The organism is Microbacterium shaanxiense (genome assembly GCF_054779995.1).
In genome coordinates this window covers 466553-484371 of record NZ_BAAGXE010000004.1, presented here as the reverse complement: position 1 = coordinate 484371, position 17819 = coordinate 466553, and the positions used below count along the sequence as shown (strand labels likewise).

At 69.5% G+C, this 17819-nt stretch carries 15 protein-coding genes; 9 read left to right on the top strand and 6 right to left on the bottom strand.

The features are described from left to right. Window positions 1–6 precede the first annotated feature (6 nt). From ACYVG2_RS15760 to ACYVG2_RS15750, 3 genes are read right to left on the bottom strand one after another with little or no spacing between them, the layout of a single operon-like run. Window positions 7–3507, bottom strand: coding sequence for an error-prone DNA polymerase (locus ACYVG2_RS15760; protein ID WP_460781955.1), 3501 nt, complete (start codon window positions 3505–3507; stop codon window positions 7–9). Further along, window positions 3507–5051, bottom strand: coding sequence for a DNA polymerase Y family protein (locus tag ACYVG2_RS15755; RefSeq protein ID WP_460781838.1), 1545 nt, complete (start codon window positions 5049–5051; stop codon window positions 3507–3509). Before ACYVG2_RS15755 ends, ACYVG2_RS15760 begins: the two co-directional genes overlap by 1 nt. After that, on the bottom strand, window positions 5048–5830 hold the full coding sequence (locus ACYVG2_RS15750; RefSeq protein WP_460781837.1) for a hypothetical protein: 783 nt from the start codon (window positions 5828–5830) through the stop codon (window positions 5048–5050). Before ACYVG2_RS15750 ends, ACYVG2_RS15755 begins: the two co-directional genes overlap by 4 nt. A 93-nt stretch (window positions 5831–5923) precedes the next feature. Between ACYVG2_RS15750 and ACYVG2_RS15745 the strand changes: the two genes are divergently transcribed. From ACYVG2_RS15745 to ACYVG2_RS15710, 8 genes are all read left to right on the top strand, one after another. Next, window positions 5924–6214 (top strand): DUF1905 domain-containing protein, encoded by a 291-nt coding sequence (locus ACYVG2_RS15745; protein ID WP_460781836.1) that lies wholly within the window; start codon window positions 5924–5926, stop codon window positions 6212–6214. 71 nt (window positions 6215–6285) lie between these two features. After that, on the top strand, window positions 6286–6768 hold the full coding sequence (locus ACYVG2_RS15740) for a prepilin peptidase (RefSeq protein ID WP_460781835.1): 483 nt from the start codon (window positions 6286–6288) through the stop codon (window positions 6766–6768). A gap of 35 nt (window positions 6769–6803) precedes the next feature. Continuing rightward, entirely contained in the window at window positions 6804–7022 is a 219-nt protein-coding gene (locus ACYVG2_RS15735; protein ID WP_448965966.1) for a response regulator, read from the top strand. Window positions 7023–7040: 18 nt separating this feature from the next. Then, entirely contained in the window at window positions 7041–7658 is a 618-nt protein-coding gene (locus ACYVG2_RS15730; RefSeq protein WP_460781834.1) for a CYTH domain-containing protein, read from the top strand. Window positions 7659–7706: 48 nt separating this feature from the next. Then, window positions 7707–8873 (top strand): type III polyketide synthase, encoded by a 1167-nt coding sequence (locus ACYVG2_RS15725; protein WP_460781832.1) that lies wholly within the window; start codon window positions 7707–7709, stop codon window positions 8871–8873. Next, a complete protein-coding gene (locus ACYVG2_RS15720; protein ID WP_460781831.1) occupies window positions 8863–9579 on the top strand; it encodes a methyltransferase domain-containing protein in 717 nt (238 codons plus the stop codon). Before ACYVG2_RS15725 ends, ACYVG2_RS15720 begins: the two co-directional genes overlap by 11 nt. Continuing rightward, window positions 9566–10678 carry an FAD-dependent oxidoreductase gene (locus tag ACYVG2_RS15715; RefSeq protein ID WP_460781830.1) on the top strand — a complete coding sequence of 371 codons (1113 nt, stop codon included), beginning with the start codon at window positions 9566–9568 and terminating at the stop codon, window positions 10676–10678. The genes ACYVG2_RS15720 and ACYVG2_RS15715 overlap by 14 nt, the downstream gene beginning before the upstream one ends. A gap of 22 nt (window positions 10679–10700) precedes the next feature. Then, a complete protein-coding gene (locus ACYVG2_RS15710) occupies window positions 10701–12974 on the top strand; it encodes an alpha-glucosidase (protein WP_460781829.1) in 2274 nt (757 codons plus the stop codon). Window positions 12975–12985: 11 nt separating this feature from the next. Here the strand turns inward: ACYVG2_RS15710 and ACYVG2_RS15705 are convergent, their stop codons facing one another. The 3 genes from ACYVG2_RS15705 to ACYVG2_RS15695 are packed head-to-tail and all read right to left on the bottom strand — an operon-like array spanning window position 12986 to window position 17182. After that, complete coding sequence (locus tag ACYVG2_RS15705) at window positions 12986–14614, bottom strand: GMC oxidoreductase (RefSeq protein WP_460781828.1); 1629 nt, start codon at window positions 14612–14614, stop codon at window positions 12986–12988. Then, entirely contained in the window at window positions 14611–15555 is a 945-nt protein-coding gene (locus tag ACYVG2_RS15700; protein ID WP_460781827.1) for a diacylglycerol kinase, read from the bottom strand. Before ACYVG2_RS15700 ends, ACYVG2_RS15705 begins: the two co-directional genes overlap by 4 nt. A 1-nt stretch (window position 15556) precedes the next feature. After that, the gene (locus ACYVG2_RS15695) at window positions 15557–17182 is read right to left on the bottom strand and encodes an FAD-binding oxidoreductase (protein WP_460781826.1); all 1626 of its coding nucleotides are present in this window, start codon (window positions 17180–17182) and stop codon (window positions 15557–15559) included. A gap of 20 nt (window positions 17183–17202) precedes the next feature. Here ACYVG2_RS15695 and ACYVG2_RS15690 point away from each other — a divergent pair, with 20 nt between their 5' ends. Then, window positions 17203–17814, top strand: coding sequence for a TetR/AcrR family transcriptional regulator (locus tag ACYVG2_RS15690; protein WP_460781825.1), 612 nt, complete (start codon window positions 17203–17205; stop codon window positions 17812–17814). Window positions 17815–17819: the final 5 nt, after the last annotated feature.

Below are 17819 nucleotides of genomic sequence, written 5' to 3'. Positions count from 1 at the left end.
AGGGGTTCAGCGGAAATCGCGTGAGCGGTGCTCGATGCCGGTGCGCAGATCCTGGAATCCGTCTGCCAGCACGTTGATGACGCCCTCGGGGGAGCGCTCCAGCATTCCTCGTATGATCAGCGCCGGTGAGTCCCGCGCGACCCGTCGATAACGATTCCAGACCCCGGTGGAGCAGACCACGTTGACGAGGCCGTGCTCGTCCTCGAGGTTGAGGAACGTGACCCCCGCCGCCGTCGCCGGCCGCTGCCTGTGGGTGACGAGTCCGGCGACCTCGATGCGCCGGCCGACCTCATGATCGCGTAGCTGTGCGGCGGTGAGCACGCCCCGCTCGCTCAGTGCGGAGCGGAAATGCGCCATCGGGTGGTCATCCGTGGAGACGCCGGTGGCGGAGAGATCGGCGGCAAGCTGCTCATAGCTCGTCTGGTCGGTGAACAGCGGAGGCTGCACGGACACGGTCGTGCCCGGCAGAAAGCGGGCGCGATCCTCGGCGGCGGCGCCCGCGAGCCAGATCGCCTCCCGCCGCTTCAGTCCGAGGCATTCGAAGGCACCAGCCGTGGCCAGCGCCTCCAGCTGAGCGGATGTGGCATCCGTGCGCCGCACCAGGTCATGCAGGTCGCGATAGGGGCCGTTCTCCTCGCGTTCCGCGACGATGCGCTCGGCCATCGGCTTCCCGATCCCGCGCACCTCGCTGAGCCCCAGACGCACGGCGAAGGCGCCGTCACGACGGTGCGCTGCCGACTCATCCGGCGCATCGCGGTCGAAACGCGGCGGGTCCGGCTGCTCGTAGGCGAGGCAGGAGTCCCGGCCTGTGGGGCCGAGGGAATCCGACCTGTCTTCCGGGGACAGGGGCTCCAGGGAGTCGGTCGCCGCCGATGCGTGAAGGTCGGGCCTGCGCACCTCCACGCCGTGCCGCCTGGCATCGGCGGTGAGCGTCGACGCCGAGTAGAAGCCCATCGGCTGAGAGCGCAGGAGACCGGCGAGGAACGCGGCGGGGTAGTGCAGCTTCAGCCAGGAGCTGGCGTAGACGAGCAGCGCGAACGACAGCGAGTGCGACTCGGCGAACCCGAAGTTCGAGAACGCCTGGATCTGCTCGTAGATGCGATCGGACTGTTCATCGGAAAGCCCGTGCCGCGCCATGCCTGCGTACAGCTTGTCGCGGATGCTGTCGATCCGCTCCAGGCCGCGTTTGGAGCCCATGGCGCGCCGGAGCGTGTCGGCCTCGTCGGCCGTGCAGTCGCCGATCGTCGTGGCCATCTGGATGAGCTGCTCCTGGAAGATGGGGATGCCCAGGGTGCGCTCCAGAGCGGGCTTGAGGACCGGGTGCGGGTAGGGGATCTCCATCGGTGGCGTCGGAGCCTCACCGCGGGCCGCTCGCTGACGATTCTCCTCATCGATGCGGTCCTTCTCCATCTTGCGACGGACGAACGGGTGCACGGCACCGCCCTGGATGGGTCCGGGTCGGATGAGGGCGATCTGGATGGCGAGATCGTAGAAGCTGCGCGGCTGCAGTCGGGGGAGCAGCCCGATCTGCGCACGCGACTCCACCTGGAACACACCGATCGAATCGGCGCGGCAGAGCATGTCGTAGACCGCCGGCTCCTCCTTGGGGATCGTCTCCAGCCTCCACGTCTCTCCGGTGGAGGCGGCGATCAGCTCGAAGCAGCCCTGCAGAGCCGCGAGCATCCCCAGTCCCAGCAGATCGAACTTCACCAGACCCATCCAGGCGGCATCGTCCTTGTCCCACTGGATGACCGTGCGATTCTCCATCCGGGCGTGCTCGACCGGCACGACCTCTCCCACCGGGCGCGCGGTGAGCACCATCCCGCCGGAGTGGATGCCGAGATGCCGCGGCGCCTTCAGCACCTCGCCGGCGTACTCCAGCACTGTCTCGGGGATGTCATGGCCGTCCACGGGCATGAGGTCGGCACCCCAGCCGTCGACCTGGCGCGACCAGGCGTCCTGCTGCCCGGGGGAGTAGCCCAGCGCCCTCGCCATGTCGCGCACGGCGTTCTTCGGGCGGTACTGGATGACGTTCGCGACCTGCGCGGCGCACTCGCGGCCGTACTCGCCGTAGACCCACTGGATGATCTCCTCTCGCCGGCCGGAGTCGAAGTCGACGTCGATGTCCGGCTCCTCCTCGCGCGTGCTGGCGAGGAAGCGCTCGAACGGCAGTCCGTAGAGGATCGGGTCGACAGCGGTGATGCCGAGCAGATAGCAGACCGCGCTCGCCGCAGCAGAGCCCCGCCCCTGGCAGAGGATGCCGCGGCGCTTCGCCTCGGTGACGATGCCGTGCACGATCAGGAAGTAGCCGGGGAAGTCCTTCTCCTCGATCACGTTCAGCTCGCGTTCGATCCTGGCCCGCCCGTCGTCGTCGAGTCGTGGATACCGAGCGGGAACCGCATCCCACACCAGTCGCCGCAGCCAGCTCATCGGAGTGTGCCCCTCCGGGACTTTCTGCCTCGGCAGATCGGGCCGTGCACGGCGCAGCGGGAAGGCGGACTCCTCGGCGAGGAGAAGTCCGTGCGAGATCGCACCGGGGTAGCGCTGGAATCGGGCGGTCATCTCGGCGCCGCTGCGCAGATGCGCCGCGCCGTGGGAGGGCAGCCACCCGTCCAGATCGTCCATGCTGCGCACCGCTCGTATCGCCGACATGGCCTCTGCGAGCCCGGCGCGCTGCGGAGTCGCGTAGTGCACGTTGTTCGTCGCCACCACGGGGAGGCGGTGCGCAGCGGCGAGGTCGGCGAGGGCGTCGTTGCGACGGGTGTCCTGCGGATCGCCGTGGTCGAAGAGCTCGACGGCGATGCTGTCGCGGCCGAACAGCTCGACGAGGCGGCGCAGCGGTGTCTCGGCGTCGCCTGCCGCGAGCCCCTGGCGCACGCCGCCCTTGCGGCATCCGGTGAGGATGGTCCAGTTCCCGTCCGCGCTCGCCGCCAGATCATCGAGGTCGTAGACCGGGCGCCCCTTCTCTCCGCCGCGCAGCTGCGCCCTGGTGATCGCTCCCGAGAGACGGTGATAGCCCTCGAGTCCGCGGGCGAGCACCAGCAGATGCTCGCCCGCGGGGTCGGGAACGCCGCCCTGCGGAGCGGGGAGTCCGAGCGACAGCTCGGCGCCGAAGACGGTCTGCAGCTGCTTCTGCGCTCCGCGCTGTCCTTCGGCTTGAGCCCTGGCCCTCATCAGATCGGCGACCTCGGCGAATCTGGCGGCGCCGTAGAAGCCATCGTGGTCGGTGATGGCGAGCGCCGTGAGCCCGAGCCGCGTGGCCTCGGCGAGCAGTTCCTCGGCGGAGGACGCGCCGTCGAGGAACGAGTACGACGTGTGCGCGTGCAGCTCGGCGTAAGGGACCGCATCCTCGGGCGGGGTGACCGTCGGCGGAGCCGTCGGTGCACGGCGACGGCTGACCGGCCCTGGGTCGGGTCGTGGCCGGGGCTCTGCCGGCTCGGAGGGCGCGCGCCCGCTGAGGGTCTGCTCGAGCTCCTTCCAGGTCAGCGGCGGGTTGTGCCAGCCCATCAGCGGTACCGCCCCTCGACCCACCACGAATCGTGCTCCCAGAGCACCAGCCAGGCGCGCTGCGACTCGTCGACGATCTGGAGCCGCTGTGCGAGGCGCCCCTGAGTCTTGTCCCAGGTGCGCTCGCGCAGCGGCCATGGGCCCGCCCAGCCAGATACCGCTGCCTCTTCGATCCATGCGGGGGCGGCGGAGAGCGCGCCGCGATCGTCCACCCGCGGCGGCGTGCCGTCCGCCGCGGTCACCCGTGCCGGCAGCGGCGGGTCGAACACCTCGGACGGATACGGCGGAGGCAGGCTGCCCGGCCATGGCAGGGTGGCATCGCGCTCCGGCGGCACTCTGTCTCCCCATGGCTGGAGCAACTGCCGATCGGACAGCCGGCGTCCGCCGATGACGACGGGGGTGACGACGCCGCGATGGCCCAGCATCGCCTGCACCCGGGAGACGGCATGGTGCAGCCGCTGCTGCGGCCCCTGCCCGAAGAGGCCCGGCTGATGGTGGGCGCTGTCATCGACCCTGGTCGGTACGATCCGCACCTCGACGATGCCGGCCGACGTGCGATCAGGGGTCGCGAGGGCGGGCGTGCTCTTCGCGGGAGCGGAGAGCGACTCCAGCTGCCAGCGCACCCGATCGACCAGGTCACTCGCCTCGAAGGAGGTGGGGTGCAACCACACCCGCGACGAGATCGCCCCGTCGTCGTCGGTCAGGTCGATCCGCACCTCGGTGCACACCTGCGAGAGCTCGGCGAGAGCCGCGGTCACGGCATCCGCTGTCTGCCGCACCGCGAACGCCACCTGATCGGCCTGCTCGAGGGGGCTCTCGAACACGACTTCGCGTGCGAGCTCCGGTTCAGGATGCTGCGGCACCAGCGGCCGTGAATCGGCGCCGGACGCCAGGGCATGCAATCTCGCACCGCGCTCGCCCAGCCGGTCGCGGACGTCGGTCTCGGCGAGGGCGGCGAACTCCGCCAGGGTGCGGACGCCCAGTCTGCCGAGCAGGGCGGTGACCTCGTCGTCGCCCAGCGCCTGCACGGGGAGAGGGGCGAGGAACTCCCGCGCGCTGCCGGGCTCGACGACGAGAGCCGGCATCGCCAGACGCGCAGCCTGCTCTGCGGTGAAGAGCCCGTCGGCGATGGCGGCACGGGCATCGGGATGCTCGTGCTCGGCGAGGGCATCGATGAGGCGCAGCGCCGCCTGCTCTTCTCCGCCGTAGTAGCGGGCCGCACCGCGGGCGCGCAGTGCGGCGAGTCCTGGGCGCAGCGGCTGCACGCCGGGCACCAGCTCTTCCAGCAGGCGCAGCACGGGCAGGAACGCCCTCTCGTCACGACGGGGGTCGGCGGGAATCAGGCGCAGCGCAGGGGAGCGGGTCTGCGCGAGCCGGCGGCGCTGACCCCGTCGTACGCCCTGTGCCCTGGCGGATGTCGAGCACGCGATCACGATGTTCCCCTGAACGACGGCGACCGGCTCCTCTGCGGGCGGCGCTCCGAGCGCCGCCCGCACCGGCCAGTCCGGCAGCCACAGCACGAGATGACGAGGAGGCATGCTCATCCGGCCACCGCCCACCTGTCGGATTCGGCGCTGATCGTCAGGGGCGCGGGTACGGGCAGCGGAGCCACCGGGCGCAGGGGCGCCGGAGCGGCATCCACGCGGCCGAGCGAGGTGGGCATCCGCACCCGCACCCGGCTCGGGGCCTCATGCCTCCGCCCCGATGCGCGCAGGGTCACGGTGCGATCGGCGAGGAGGCCCCAGCCGGAGCCCAGGCCGTGCCATTCGGTCTCCTCCACGCGGATCGTCGCCTCGCTCTGCGGCCAGGGCGCCGTGACCAGCAGCGTGCAGCCGCGATCGCGCAGCCGCGCGTTCAGCCGGGCGATGTCGGCATCGGCGACCCTGCTGCGCGGGTGCACCGCGATGAGGGGGATCACCTCGGAGAGCGCGGTGGCGACCGTGAGCCAGCGCGGACCAGGGTCGGGTACGAGGACGAGACGCTCCAGCTCGACTCCGAACCCCGCCATCGCCTCGACGCCGATCGTGGGCATGCCGATGATCGCGCACCACGATCCCTTCTGCGAGGGGGCGGCGAGCAGAGCACCCAGAAGACTGGGCGAAGGAGAGAGGGAGTAGGAGGATCCGACCCGCAGGCCGGGATCGGGCAGCAGACCCTCCAGTGCGGGGTCGAGAGGGAGGAAGGGCACATCGCTTCGTCGCCGCTGCATGCGGGCGATCTCACCGCGCAGGCGATGCACCTCCTGAGCGCGCGAGGCCGTGCTCGTGCGGGAGGCGTCGCTCTCGCGGAGGAGAGCGGAAGGGGCGGAGAGTGCGGTGCCCATGCATCCATCCTCGAATCTATCTACGAATAAAGCAAGTGGAACCATCATGCTAATTCGCACATCCGACAACCGTTCACCGGGTAGCGTTGACGCATGCAGATCGAGTTCGAGAGTCCGGTCACGCGCTGGGGCAAGCGCGTGGAGTCGTGGTACTTCGCGACCCTGCCCGAGGAGCTCTCGCTGGAGCTCCGCGAACTGCCCGCACCGAAACGGGGCTTCGGTTCGCTGCGCGTGCAGGCCAGGATCGGCGCCTCCATCTGGCGGACCTCGATCTTCTTCAGCGACAACGCCTTCGTGCTGCCGCTGAAGAAGGCGATCCGCGACGCGCAGGGCATAGAAGAAGGCGACATGCTCACCGTCGATCTCGACATCATCGATCTCTGACCTGCCCCGGCGATGCCGGGTTATCCACAGGCCCTCATCCACGGCATCCGCCGTTCTCGTAACCTTCGGGCATGCTCTCAGCCGTGACGCCGTACGACGTGGTCGTCGTGCTCGTGCACATCGCGCTGGCCGGCGTCGGCGTCTGGCTGCTCGCGATCGACGCGCGCACGCACCGGCTGCCCAACCGGATCGTGCTGCCGACGCTCGCGGCACTGCTGGCACTGGTGGGGGTCGACGCACTGGTGACGGGCCGCAGCGGCCCACTGATCGGCGCCGTGATCGGCATGCTGGTGCTCGGCGGCGTCTACGCCGTGCTGCGCGGCGCGAGCAGGGGCGGCATCGGAGGGGGAGATGTGAAGCTCGCCGCGCTGATCGGCCTGATGCTGGGCTGGCACGGCTGGCAGGCGCTCGCCGTCGGTGCGGCATCCGCCTTCGTCCTCGGCGCGTTCTACGCCCTCGCCCTCATGGCACTGCGCAGGGCCGACCGCTCCACCCGCATCGCCTTCGGCCCCTGGATGATCATCGGCGCGGTACTCGGCGTCGCCGTGGCGTGAGCACCACGCCGCGCACTCAGGACTATGGTGAGCACATGGCAATCGCACGACTTCACGACGGCCCGCTCGACGGGCAGATCCTCCCGCTCGAAGACATCGAGCAGGACAGACTGATCGCACCGTACGGCGCGACCCAGGTCGTCTACCGACGAGGCACCGCAGCCGCGGCGAACACCGGCGCGAGCGACGGGCCCACCGAGGTCGGATTCTGGTTCGTCGAGTCCAGCGACGACATCACGCCCAGCGACGACTGACGGCGACGCCTGAGAACAGTGACGACTGAGCCTTCTCGCACGGTCGAGGTCGAGCGCAAGTACGACGTCGACACCGATACGCCTCTTCCTGCCTGGGATGCGGTTCCCGGCGTGGATGCGGTGACCTCCGGCGAGCATCGCGCGCTCGATGCCGCATACCTCGACACGGTGGATGCCACGCTGTCGCGAGCCGGCGTGGCGCTGCGCCGCCGTACCGGTGGACCGGACGAGGGCTGGCACGTCAAGGGGCCGCGCGAGGGCGACGGACGCCTCGAGCTCGGCTGGCCGCTGGGCGATTCCGACGCAGTGCCCGATGCCGTGACCGCGGCCATCTCACGCTGGACGACCGATCCGCTCGCACCGCTCGCACGCATCCGCAACGATCGCACCGCCTACCTGCTCACCGGACAGGGCGGCATCGTCGCCGAGTTCGTCGACGATCACGTGCGTGCCACGGATCTCCGCTCCGGGACCGAGCGCGAATGGCGCGAATGGGAGATGGAGCTGGGCCCTGCCGCTCCGGCGGACGCCGCAGGACGCGAGGCCTTCTTCGCGGCCGTCGAGGCCGCGGTCTTCGCGGCGGGCGGCAGGCACGCGGCATCCGGATCCAAACTCGCTCGCGCACTCGGCTTCTGAGCGCAAGCCCCTTCCCCGCGAAGGCAGTGTCGTGCTTGAGTGACACTCATGACGCCACCTGCTGTACTGCGCTCCATCCAGACGATCGTGCCGGAGACGGTGCTGGAGCAGGAGCAGGTACGAGACGTCTTCGCCGCGCAGCCCGAGATCAGCCGTCTCGCCAAGCGCATCGTCTCGGCGTCGTTCAACGGATCGGGGATCGACACCCGGCACACGGTGCTGGAGGAGCTTTCGTTCTCTTCCGAGGCCTCCTCGCCGCAGTTCTTCGACCGCGACACCGGCCTGCTGCTCGAGCCGGGCACCAAGGCGCGCAACGAGGTGTACATCCGAGAGGCGGGACTGCTGTTCGTCGAGGTGGCCAGGCGCACGCTCGACGCCGATCCCGACATCACCGCCGCTGACGTCACCCACGTCATCACCGTCTCGTGCACCGGGTTCTACGCGCCGGGCCCGGACTACGAGATCGCACGAGCCCTCGGATTGCGGGAGGGCGTGCGCCGTCAGCATTTCGGTTTCATGGGCTGCTACGCCTCGATGCCGGCGCTGCGAGCGGCGAGCGAGTTCTGCGCCGGGGATCCGGATGCCGTGGTGCTGGTCGTCAGCGTCGAACTGTGCACGCTGCATCTGCGCTCCACCGATGACCCCGACATGATCGTCGCGACCTCGCTCTTCGCCGACGGCGCTGCGGCGGGCCTCGTCACGTCTCGGACCTTCGGCTCCGAGGTCGCCGGACTCGCTCTCGACCGCTTCCACACCGGCGTCATCCCCGAAGGCAAGAAGGACATGGCGTGGACGATCGGCGACAACGGCTTCGAGATGGTGCTCTCGACGGCTGTCCCGCAGCTCATCGGCGATCACATCCACGATGCGCTGCGGCCTCTGTACGCCGAGGAGGAGCCGCTGGCCGACGCGTTCGCCAAGGACGAGATCGGAGAGCTCATCGCGCATTGGGCGATCCATCCCGGCGGCCGGAGCATCCTGGACCGTGTGGAGGAGAAGCTGCTGCTGTCCGAGGCGCAGCTCGTGCCGGCGAGGGAAGTCCTGCGGGAGTACGGCAACATGTCCAGCGCCACAGTGCTGTTCGTCATGAGCAGGATCCTGGAGGACGCACACAACGGGGAACGCGTGGCGGCGATGGCCTTCGGACCCGGCCTCACCGCCGAATCCGCGTTGATGACCGTCGTCGCGCCGGTGACGCAGCGGCATGAGGGCTGACCTCTCGGTCCGCGCCGTCGACGAGCGCGAGCTGATGGACGATCCGGATGCGGACCCTCAGATGCTCGAGCGCACCTACGAGCGCTTCGCCCTGATCAACGCGGTCGTCTCGCGATGGCGCGGTGTGTACCGGCGGGACATCCGTCCACTCGCGAGAAGACGGCCGATCAGCCTGCTCGATGTCGGTGCGGGCGGCGGCGATGTGTCGCGCGCGCTCGCCGACTGGTCGCACGACGACGGACTGGCGATCGAGATCACCGCTCTGGATGCCGATGCGAGAGCGATCCGGTGGGCACGCGGTCGCGGCGGAGCGGTGCAGTACCGCTGCGCGTACACGAGCGATCTCGTGGCTGCCGGTGAGACGTTCGACATCGTGATCTCCAACCATCTGCTGCACCATCTGAGCGACGGCGAACTGGGCGTGGTGATGCAGGATTCGGTGGCTCTCATCAACGAGGACGGACTCGTCATCCATCGGGACATCGCACGCAGCGGGTTCGCCTACCGAGGCTTCGCCGGCGCCACCCTTCCATTCGCGAGGAATCTGCTCGCCGGATCGTTCATCCGCCCCGACGGGCTCGCCAGCATCCGCCGGGCGTACACGCCCGCCGAGCTCTCCGCCGTGGTGCCGCGCGGCTGGCAGGTGCGGACCGGTTTCCCCGCGCGGCTCGAACTGCGGTACGAGGGCGCAGATGCCGGATCATGACGTCGCAGTCGTCGGCGGCGGGCCCGTCGGACTGCTGCTGGCCTGCCTGCTGGCGCAGAGCGGCGTCGACGTCGCGGTGTTCGAACAGCGCACCTCGGATGACGACCGCTCCAGGGCGATCGGCATCCACCCTCCCGGCCGCGCTGCTCTCGACGCGGCCGGGGTGGGAGCGGAGGCTGCACGCCTGGCGCTGGCGCTGGACGGCGGCGATGTGCTCTGTGGAGGCCGCGTGCTCGCCTCGGTCTCCTTCACTCCTCGCCAGCAGGTGCTGATCCTTCCGCAGCGCCGCACGCATGCGCTGCTCTCGGAGCGCCTCGCCGATCTGCAGCCGGATGCCGTGCGTCTCGGTCATGCGGTGAGCGACCTCCGCGATGAGGGCGAGGTCGTACGCCTGACGGTCGAGTCGGAGGGCGTGGCCAGGGAGGTCACCGCATCCATCGTCGTCGCAGCGGACGGGGTGCGCAGCGGGGTACGCCGCCGTCTGGGCGTCGAATGGCGGGAGATGCGCGGCAGCGGCACGTATGCGATGGCGGACGTCGCCGACGATGAGCCGGGCAGGAGGGTGAGCCTGTACTGCGAGCCCGCCGGCATCGTGGAGTCCTTTCCTCTTCCGGAGGGACGTAGACGCTGGGTGGTGGCCGATCCGCTGGAGCGGCTGCGCGATGAGGCGGCGTTCTCGCAGGAGATCGAGGAGCGCACCGGGATCCGGCCCGACCTCGCGCTCCCGCCGACGCCGTTTCGCGCGCGACAGCATCGTGCGGCGCGTGCGGGCGTTGGCCGCGTCGTGCTCCTCGGTGACGCCCTTCATGAGACGAGTCCGATCGGTGGTCAGGGCATGAACCTCGGGTGGAACGCCGCGCGGCACCTCGCGGCGGCCATCGAGAAGTCGTCGGGAGGCACTGAGCCCGACTTCCGTGCCTACGGACGACGCGCGCTGCGCTCGGCCGCTCGGGCCCAGCGGCGTTCGTGGTTCTACATGAGCATGGGGGAGCCTGCCCACGGTGTCGGCCTTGGCACCCGCAACGCGGTGATCAGGGCACTCGGATCGCCTCCGCTGCGCCGCAGCGCCGCGGATCTGATCACCATGCGCGGTCTGTGAGGGGCACCCTATACTTCAGCGTGTGACCGACGCCGCCGCTGTTCCGCCACGTCGCGCACGTATCGGACGTCGGATAGGTCTCGCGTCGTTGGCGCTCGTCGTCGTCGCGCTGATGGTGGGAACCGTCTTCATCGTGGTGAAGCTTCCGCAGCCGTCCACAGCCCTCGCCGATGCGCCAAGGGGCGACCTGATCGTTGAGGGTGCCGAGGGCGAGTGGAGCGTCGGCGCGTTCACGGTGCGACTTGACACGGGGCTCAGCGTCACGCATCCCAGTGCGGCGACCACGGTCTGGGAGAGCCCACATGGCGAGGGGTTCCTCGCCGCGGCAGAGGGAGCATCGAACATCATCGACGACCTCGGCCTGCTGCGCGTCAGCGACCGCCTGACGCAGCGATGGGCGGACCAGCGAATCACGACCGTGCGCCCCGACGCGGATGGCTCGCTCGTTCTCGAAGGGACCCTCGAGGGCGACGGAGCCCTCGATTGGGAGATGCGCATGAGTGAGGCTGCGCCGGGACGTCTGGAGGTGTCGGTGCGGATCGACCCCGTCGCTGATCGGCTGTACCTCGCTGCGGCGCTCGGAGCGGAAGAGGGTGTGCACGGGTTGGGTGCGCAGTCGTCCGGATGGGATCTGCGCGGTACGCGTGTGGCACTCGTTCCCCGCGAGCAGGGAATCGGACGCGGGGAGCAACCCTTGTCGCTGCTCGTCGATCTCGCCGCGAGTGCCGCCGGCGGTCAGGACACGACGTATCTCACCAGTGCCGTCGGCGTCACCGACGCAGCGCGCAGCGTGGCGTACCGCGGCGACGCGATATCGTCCGTCGACCTGCGCTCCGACGACAGGATGACCTGGGAGGTGTGGGACGGCACGGCGACCTTCGCGCTGGCGGCCGCCGAGACTCCGTCGCAGGCGCTGGCGATCCAATCCGAATGGGCCGGCGCGGCTGCGCCGCCTCCACCGTGGACGGCCACTGGACTCATCGCAGGTCTCCAGGGCGGCACGGACGAGGTGCGGATGAAGATCGAGACACTGCAGTCGGCAGGCGTGCCGCTTGCCGCGGTGTGGTTGCAGGACTGGGTGGGACGGCGCACGACCGGCTTCGGCGAAAGACTGCAGTGGAACTGGAGCCTCGACGAGCACCAGTACCCCGATTGGGAAGAGCTGATCGCAGAACTCGACGACCAGGGCATCCGAGTTCTCACCTATGTGAATCCCTCGCTCTCGGTCGATAGCGGTGCGGCATCCGCCTCGCGAGGCGGTCGCGATCTGTATTCAGAGGCGGAATCGGCCGGCTATCTCGCGCTCGCCGCGGACGGGAGCGTGCTCGATGCCGATCAGCACGGGTTCACCGCCGCCACCGTGGATCTGTCGAATCCGGCTGCTCGGGAGTGGTTCGCCGAGGTCATCGCAGACGAGGTCGCCGGCGCCGGGGCGTCCGGCTGGATGGCGGACTTCGCGGAGGGGCCGCCGCCGGATGCTGTGCTCGCCGGTGGCTCCGGGATCGACTGGCGCGTGCGGTGGCCGGTGCTGTGGCAGGAGGTGAACCAGCGTGCCATGGAGATCGCCGGACTGACCGAGGACGGATTCGTCTGGCACCGCAGCGGGGGCACCACGTCCGCGGGTCTCGCCGATGCGCTCTGGCTCGGTGATCAGACGCAGGACTGGTCGCGCACCGACGGACTTGCCTCGACCGTGACCCTCACGCAGTCACTGGCTGCAAGCGGCATGATGCAGGTGCACGGCGACATCGGTGGTTATACGGGCGTCGATCTGCCGGTGCTGCCTGATGTCGCTCGCGATGATGAACTCGTGCTGCGATGGGCCGAGGCATCCGTGCTGCAGCCGGTGTTCCGCACCCACGAGGGCAACCGGCCGGCTTTCGCCGCACAGCCGGCGGAGGATGCAGAACTCGCCGCGAGACTCGGTCGCCTCACCCGGTTGTTCGTCGCGCTCGCACCCGAGCGGGATCGTCTGGCAGCCGAGGGACCGCTCGCCGCCGGAGCACAGCATCCCTGGATGCTCGATCCCGACGAAGAGCTGAACGGCGGCGCCGATGACGAACTGCAGTTGGGACCCGACGTGCTGCTCGCGCCCGTGCTCGAACCGGGTGCCGAGACGGTTGAAGTCGTGCTGCCACCGGGTCACTGGCGTCACATCTGGTCGGGAGAGCGATACGGCGACACGGCCGAGGTCGTCCACGTCACCGTCGCCGCTCCACTCGGGCAGCCTGCGCTGTTCGCTCGGGAAGGCACGGCGGTCGCGAACGAGCTCGCCGACTTCGTCGGGTCGGAGTGAGGCCGCTCCGCTCAGTACTGCTGCGGCGGCCGTGAATCCTGTTCACCGTGCGCCGGCCAGCGCGCCATGGCCCGCTCAGCCATCGCTGTGATCGTCAAGGAGGGGTTCACCCCCGGGTTGGCCGGTACGGCGGCGCCGTCGACGACGTGCAGCCCCGGATAGCCCCAGATGCGGTGGTACGCGTCGACGACACCGTGTTGCGGGGAGGCGGAGACGATCGCGCCGCCGAGGAAATGCGCGGTCAACGGTATGCCGAACACCTCCGGCCACGAGCCGCGTGCCTCGGTCCGTACACCGCCTTCCTTCTCGAGCCGAGCTGCGATCGCCCTGGCGGCGACGTGCGCGCCCGGCAGATACGAGGGATTCGGCTCGCCCTCGCCCTGCGCGCTGGTGAGGCGGTAGCGGCCGAAGCGCCGTTTCACCGAGAGCGTGAGCGAGTTGTCCGCGGTCTGCATGACGAGCGCGATGATGCCGCGCTCGCTCCAGCGCCGCAGGGAGCCGAGCCGGAGGGCGGTGAGGGGAGCGCGGAGCACCTGGCCGATCAGCGAGCCCAGCCGGGCGAAGAGCGGACGGCCGCCGTCGACGAGCCCGGTGGCGAGCATGCCCATCAGGTTCGACCCTGGACCGTATCGCACGTTCTCCACGTGAGTGCGCTCGTCGACGTGGAACGAGGTCGTGATCGCGACGCCGTCCGCGAGGCCGACATCGTCGGGTACGGCCACCGAGATGGCGCCGTCGAGCGCCTCGGAGTTGGTCCGGGTGAGGTGCCCGAGGGAATCGGGCAGCAGGGGGAGCACACCCGTCGCCTTCATCCGGTGCAGGAGCGATTGCGTTCCCCAGGTGCCGCCGGCGAAAACGACCTGTTCCGCCGTCACGGTGCGCGGTCGTCGGACCCACGCTCCGCTGCGCACAGTCGTCACTCGGTAGCCGCCGCCGGTCAGCGGCTTCACCTCGACGACCGTGCGCAACGGTTCGATCGTGACACCACGCCGTTCGGCGAGGGCGAGGTAGTTCTTCGCCAGAGTGTTCTTCGCTCCGACACGACAGCCCACCATGCAGTTGCCGCACAGCGTGCATCCGGTGCGTGCAGGGCCGTCGCCCGAGAAGTAGGGGTCGGGCGCGGTCACACCCGGCGTGCCGAAGTACACGCCGACCGGCGCGTGGCGGAATGTGCCGCCCACGCCGAGGTCCTCGGCGGCCCCGGCCATGATCCGCTCGACGGGGCCGGTGTGGGGGTAATGCTCCACGACGCCCAGCATCCGCCGTGCCGTCGCATAATGCGGATCGAGTTCTCTCTCCCAATCGAATCCGTCGGGCCAGCGCGCATCTACGAAGAACTCAGCGCCGGGCCGGTAGAGCGTGTTCGCGTAGTTGAGCGATCCGCCGCCGACGCCGGCCCCGGCGAGGATCATGACGTGAGGCAGCTTGTGGATGCGCTGCACGCCGAAGCATCCGAGGGCGGGTGCCCACAGGTAACGCCTGACATCCCATGAGGTCTTCGCGAAGTCGTCGTCCTCGAAGCGGCGTCCGGCTTCGTACACGTGCACGCGGTAGCCCTTCTCCACCGATCGCAGGGCAGCCACAGAGCCGCCGAAGCCGGAGCCGATGATCACGACGTCGTGATCGAAGCGTTCGTTCATCGGTGCGCCTTCCGCGGGTCGGGGGTCTCGTGATCGCCATCGACCGTGGGCAGCAGCATCCGCAGCGCTCCCGGAAGGGTGCTGATGCGCACGCTCTCGGTGCCGACGCGCTCACCGTCGGCGTAGACGACGAGATCCGCAGCCGAGACCTCGACCACCGCGGCACGCATCGTCGTCACCTGCGCCAGCTCCACATGCGTGCCGCGCAGCAACCGAGGGAAGAGTCGGATCAGCTTCATCCTGCCCACCGGCGCGATATGCACGACATCGAAGACGCCGTCGTGCGGGTCGGCCTGCGGACACACCGGCATCCCGCCGCCGTAACTGCGGGTGTTGCCCACGGCGATGAGCGTGCCGCCCGACAGCGGGCTCCGCACGCCGTCGGTGCGCAGAGCGAAAGCCATCGGCCGCAGGCGGAGCAATTCGATGACCAGCGCCAGGTAATAGCGTGCGCGGCCTCGCGGCCAGCGCAGACGATTGGTGCGCTCACTCACCTTCGCGTCGAAACCGAGAGCGGCGACGGTGAGGAAATGTGCCGCACCGTCCGGACAGATCGCCTGTCCCACGTCCAGGGCTCGCGGCACCCCGTGCACGACTGCGGCGGCCGCGATCGCTGCGGTATCGACCGAACCGAAGGGGACGCCGAGAGAGCGTGCGAGGTCGTTGCCGGTGCCGGCGGGAACCAGCACGAGTGGGATATCGGTCCCGACGAGAACATCGAGCACTGTCGCCAGTGTCCCGTCGCCGCCGACGAGCACCAGAGCGTCCGGCCTGGCCGCGACCGCCTCGGCGGCGAAGCGACGGGTCTCGGCGACCGACGAACCGGTGCGCTCCGAGACGCGGACCCCGAGCTCATGCAGTCGTGCGATGGCGGCGTCACGCGCGGCGGTGCCTCTGCCGCGTCCTGATTCGGGATTGGCGAGGACGAAGACATGCCGCATGTCAACTCCTCGCGCGGGCGACTGCCGGCAGCAGTGCCCCAGGATTCATGATCCCGGAGGGGTCGAGTTCGTCCTTCACCGCACGCAGCAGACGGATCCCGCCCTCGCCGACCTCGCGCGAGAACCAGGGCGCGTGGTCCCGCCCCACGCCGTGATGATGGCTGATGGTGCCGCCGTGTGCGAGGATCGCGTCGTTCACGCCCGCCTTGATGCGGTTCCACTCGTCGAGCACATCACCGCGCAGGTTCCCGATGATGGTGAAGTACAGCGCCGCACCGGTGGGATAGATGTGCGAGATGTGGCACATGATCAGCGATTTCGAGCCGTGCTCGCCGAATCCGGAGCGGATGGCGTCGGTGACGGCATCCTTCAGGCGGGGGAGGTCCGCCCAGGTGGCTGCGGTCTCCAGCGTCTCGCAGAAGGCACCGTGATCCAGCAGTGCATCGCGCAGGTAGGGGGCTCCGAAGCGTCCGCGCGCCCATTCCTCTGCAGGGGCCGGCCCGGTCGGGCGTCCACCGGCGTCTGTGAGCACGCGTGCTGTGCGCTCGTGACGCTCTGCGACGGATGCGGCATCTCCTTCGAACACGGTGACCGCACTGCATCCCTTCGCCAGGGCTTTGCCCACACGCCCATGCTGCGCGAAACCGATCCCGGTCTCGACCTCGTCAGAGAGCCGGATGACGGTCGGTCCCGCGCCGAGCTGAGCGACACGGCGGAGTGCATCGGCGCCGCGTTCGAAGTCAGCGAAGGTCCATCCCTCGTATCGGCGGGCCTCGGGCAGCGGATGTACCCGCACGCTCAGCTCGGTGATGACGCCGAGGATGCCCTCGGCTCCGAGGAAGAGTCGCATCAGATCCGGACCGGCGGCCGACCCCGGTGCCCCGCCGAGCGAGATCTCGCCGGTGGGCGTCGCGACGCGCAGCGCGGTGACCATCGTGTCGAATCGGCCGTTGCCGGCGGAGTTCTGGCCTGACGAGCGCGCCGATGCGAATCCTCCGAGCGTCGCGTAGAGGAAGCTCTGCGGAAAGTGTCCCAGCTCGAAGCCGTGCGCGGTGAGCAGCCGCTCGGCCTCCGGGCCCGTGGTACCTGCGAGGAACCGGGCGTCGCCGCTGATCTCGTCGAAGTGCAGTAGTCCGCTCAGGCGGCGCAGGTCCACCGCGATGACGGTTTCGTGCGCGCCGCGTTCGGGTGCGAGCGCGCCGACGACGCTGGTCCCTCCGCCGAACGGGATCACCGCGATGCCGTGCGCTGCCGCGAAGCCGAGCACGCGGAGCACCTCATCGTGATCACCCGGCAAGACGACCGCGTCCGGAACCGCCTGATGCGTTTGCCGGCGGCGCAGCAGGTCGGGCGTCGATCGTCCACCGGAGTGGCGGATGCGCGTCTCGTCGTCGGTGTGAAGCGCATCGACGCCGACGATCGAGATCAGGCCGGCGCGATCCTGCTCAGTGAGAGCGGAGGCGGCCACGACGACGTCGGCCAGCGCGGTCGGCGGTTCGGGGCGGCGGATGCGTCCGAGGATCGTGGGCAGCAGCGCGCGCACGGCCAGGGGAAGGTCCTTGGCCAACGCGGGATCGCCCCAGCCGTTCCAGCTCGTCGTCGATGCCGGTGTCGTCTCCGTCGTCATGCGTTACAGTGTGACACATCATGGAAGATCGTCAAGCAGTCATGGTGTCATCGGCCGGATTCGAACCACCCGTGTGGGACGAGGTCGACGCGCGTCTTCTCAAGGTGGCATCCGACCTGATCGCATCGCGCGGGACGGGCGGGTTCACGATCGCGGAACTCGCACGCGACGCGCGTGTGAGCCGGCCGACCATCTACCGGCGGTGGGCCGGCACCGATGAGGTGGTGCGTGCGGCTCTGCTCAGGCAGACCGTGTCGATCATCAGGAGGATGTCGACTGATGTGCGCACAGGCGCGCAGCTCGTGGCAGAAGTGATGCGCTTCGCCGAACTCTTCCGTCACGACCCTGTCTTCGGGCGGCTGCTGGATCGAGAACCGGAGGCGTTCACGCAGTACAGCCTCGAGCGGGTCGGATCCAGCCAACGTGCGATGCTGCGCTGGCTCGAGCTCGCCATCGCCCGTGGCCAGATCGGAGGCACGGTCCGCGAAGGGGACCCGGGCGACATGTCGGTCATGCTTCTGCTCATCGTGCAGTCCGCCATCCTCTCGCACCACGCGGTCTCATCCTTGATCGGCGCCGCGGAGTGGGAGCGGGAGCTCACCCGCGCTGTGGAGGGGTATCTGCTCGCATGAGTCGA

Coding starts and splice junctions, on each gene's coding strand:
- ACYVG2_RS15735 (WP_448965966.1), top strand. CDS start 6,804: ATGGCAATCGCACGACTTCACGACGGCCCGCTCGACGGGCAGATCCTC.
- ACYVG2_RS15750 (WP_460781837.1), bottom strand. CDS start 5,830: ATGGGCACCGCACTCTCCGCCCCTTCCGCTCTCCTCCGCGAGAGCGAC.
- ACYVG2_RS15760 (WP_460781955.1), bottom strand. CDS start 3,507: ATGGGCTGGCACAACCCGCCGCTGACCTGGAAGGAGCTCGAGCAGACC.
- ACYVG2_RS15715 (WP_460781830.1), top strand. CDS start 9,566: ATGCCGGATCATGACGTCGCAGTCGTCGGCGGCGGGCCCGTCGGACTG.
- ACYVG2_RS15740 (WP_460781835.1), top strand. CDS start 6,286: ATGCTCTCAGCCGTGACGCCGTACGACGTGGTCGTCGTGCTCGTGCAC.
- ACYVG2_RS15720 (WP_460781831.1), top strand. CDS start 8,863: ATGAGGGCTGACCTCTCGGTCCGCGCCGTCGACGAGCGCGAGCTGATG.
- ACYVG2_RS15700 (WP_460781827.1), bottom strand. CDS start 15,555: ATGCGGCATGTCTTCGTCCTCGCCAATCCCGAATCAGGACGCGGCAGA.
- ACYVG2_RS15705 (WP_460781828.1), bottom strand. CDS start 14,614: ATGAACGAACGCTTCGATCACGACGTCGTGATCATCGGCTCCGGCTTC.
- ACYVG2_RS15695 (WP_460781826.1), bottom strand. CDS start 17,182: ATGACGACGGAGACGACACCGGCATCGACGACGAGCTGGAACGGCTGG.
- ACYVG2_RS15690 (WP_460781825.1), top strand. CDS start 17,203: ATGGAAGATCGTCAAGCAGTCATGGTGTCATCGGCCGGATTCGAACCA.
- ACYVG2_RS15725 (WP_460781832.1), top strand. CDS start 7,707: ATGACGCCACCTGCTGTACTGCGCTCCATCCAGACGATCGTGCCGGAG.
- ACYVG2_RS15755 (WP_460781838.1), bottom strand. CDS start 5,051: ATGAGCATGCCTCCTCGTCATCTCGTGCTGTGGCTGCCGGACTGGCCG.
- ACYVG2_RS15745 (WP_460781836.1), top strand. CDS start 5,924: ATGCAGATCGAGTTCGAGAGTCCGGTCACGCGCTGGGGCAAGCGCGTG.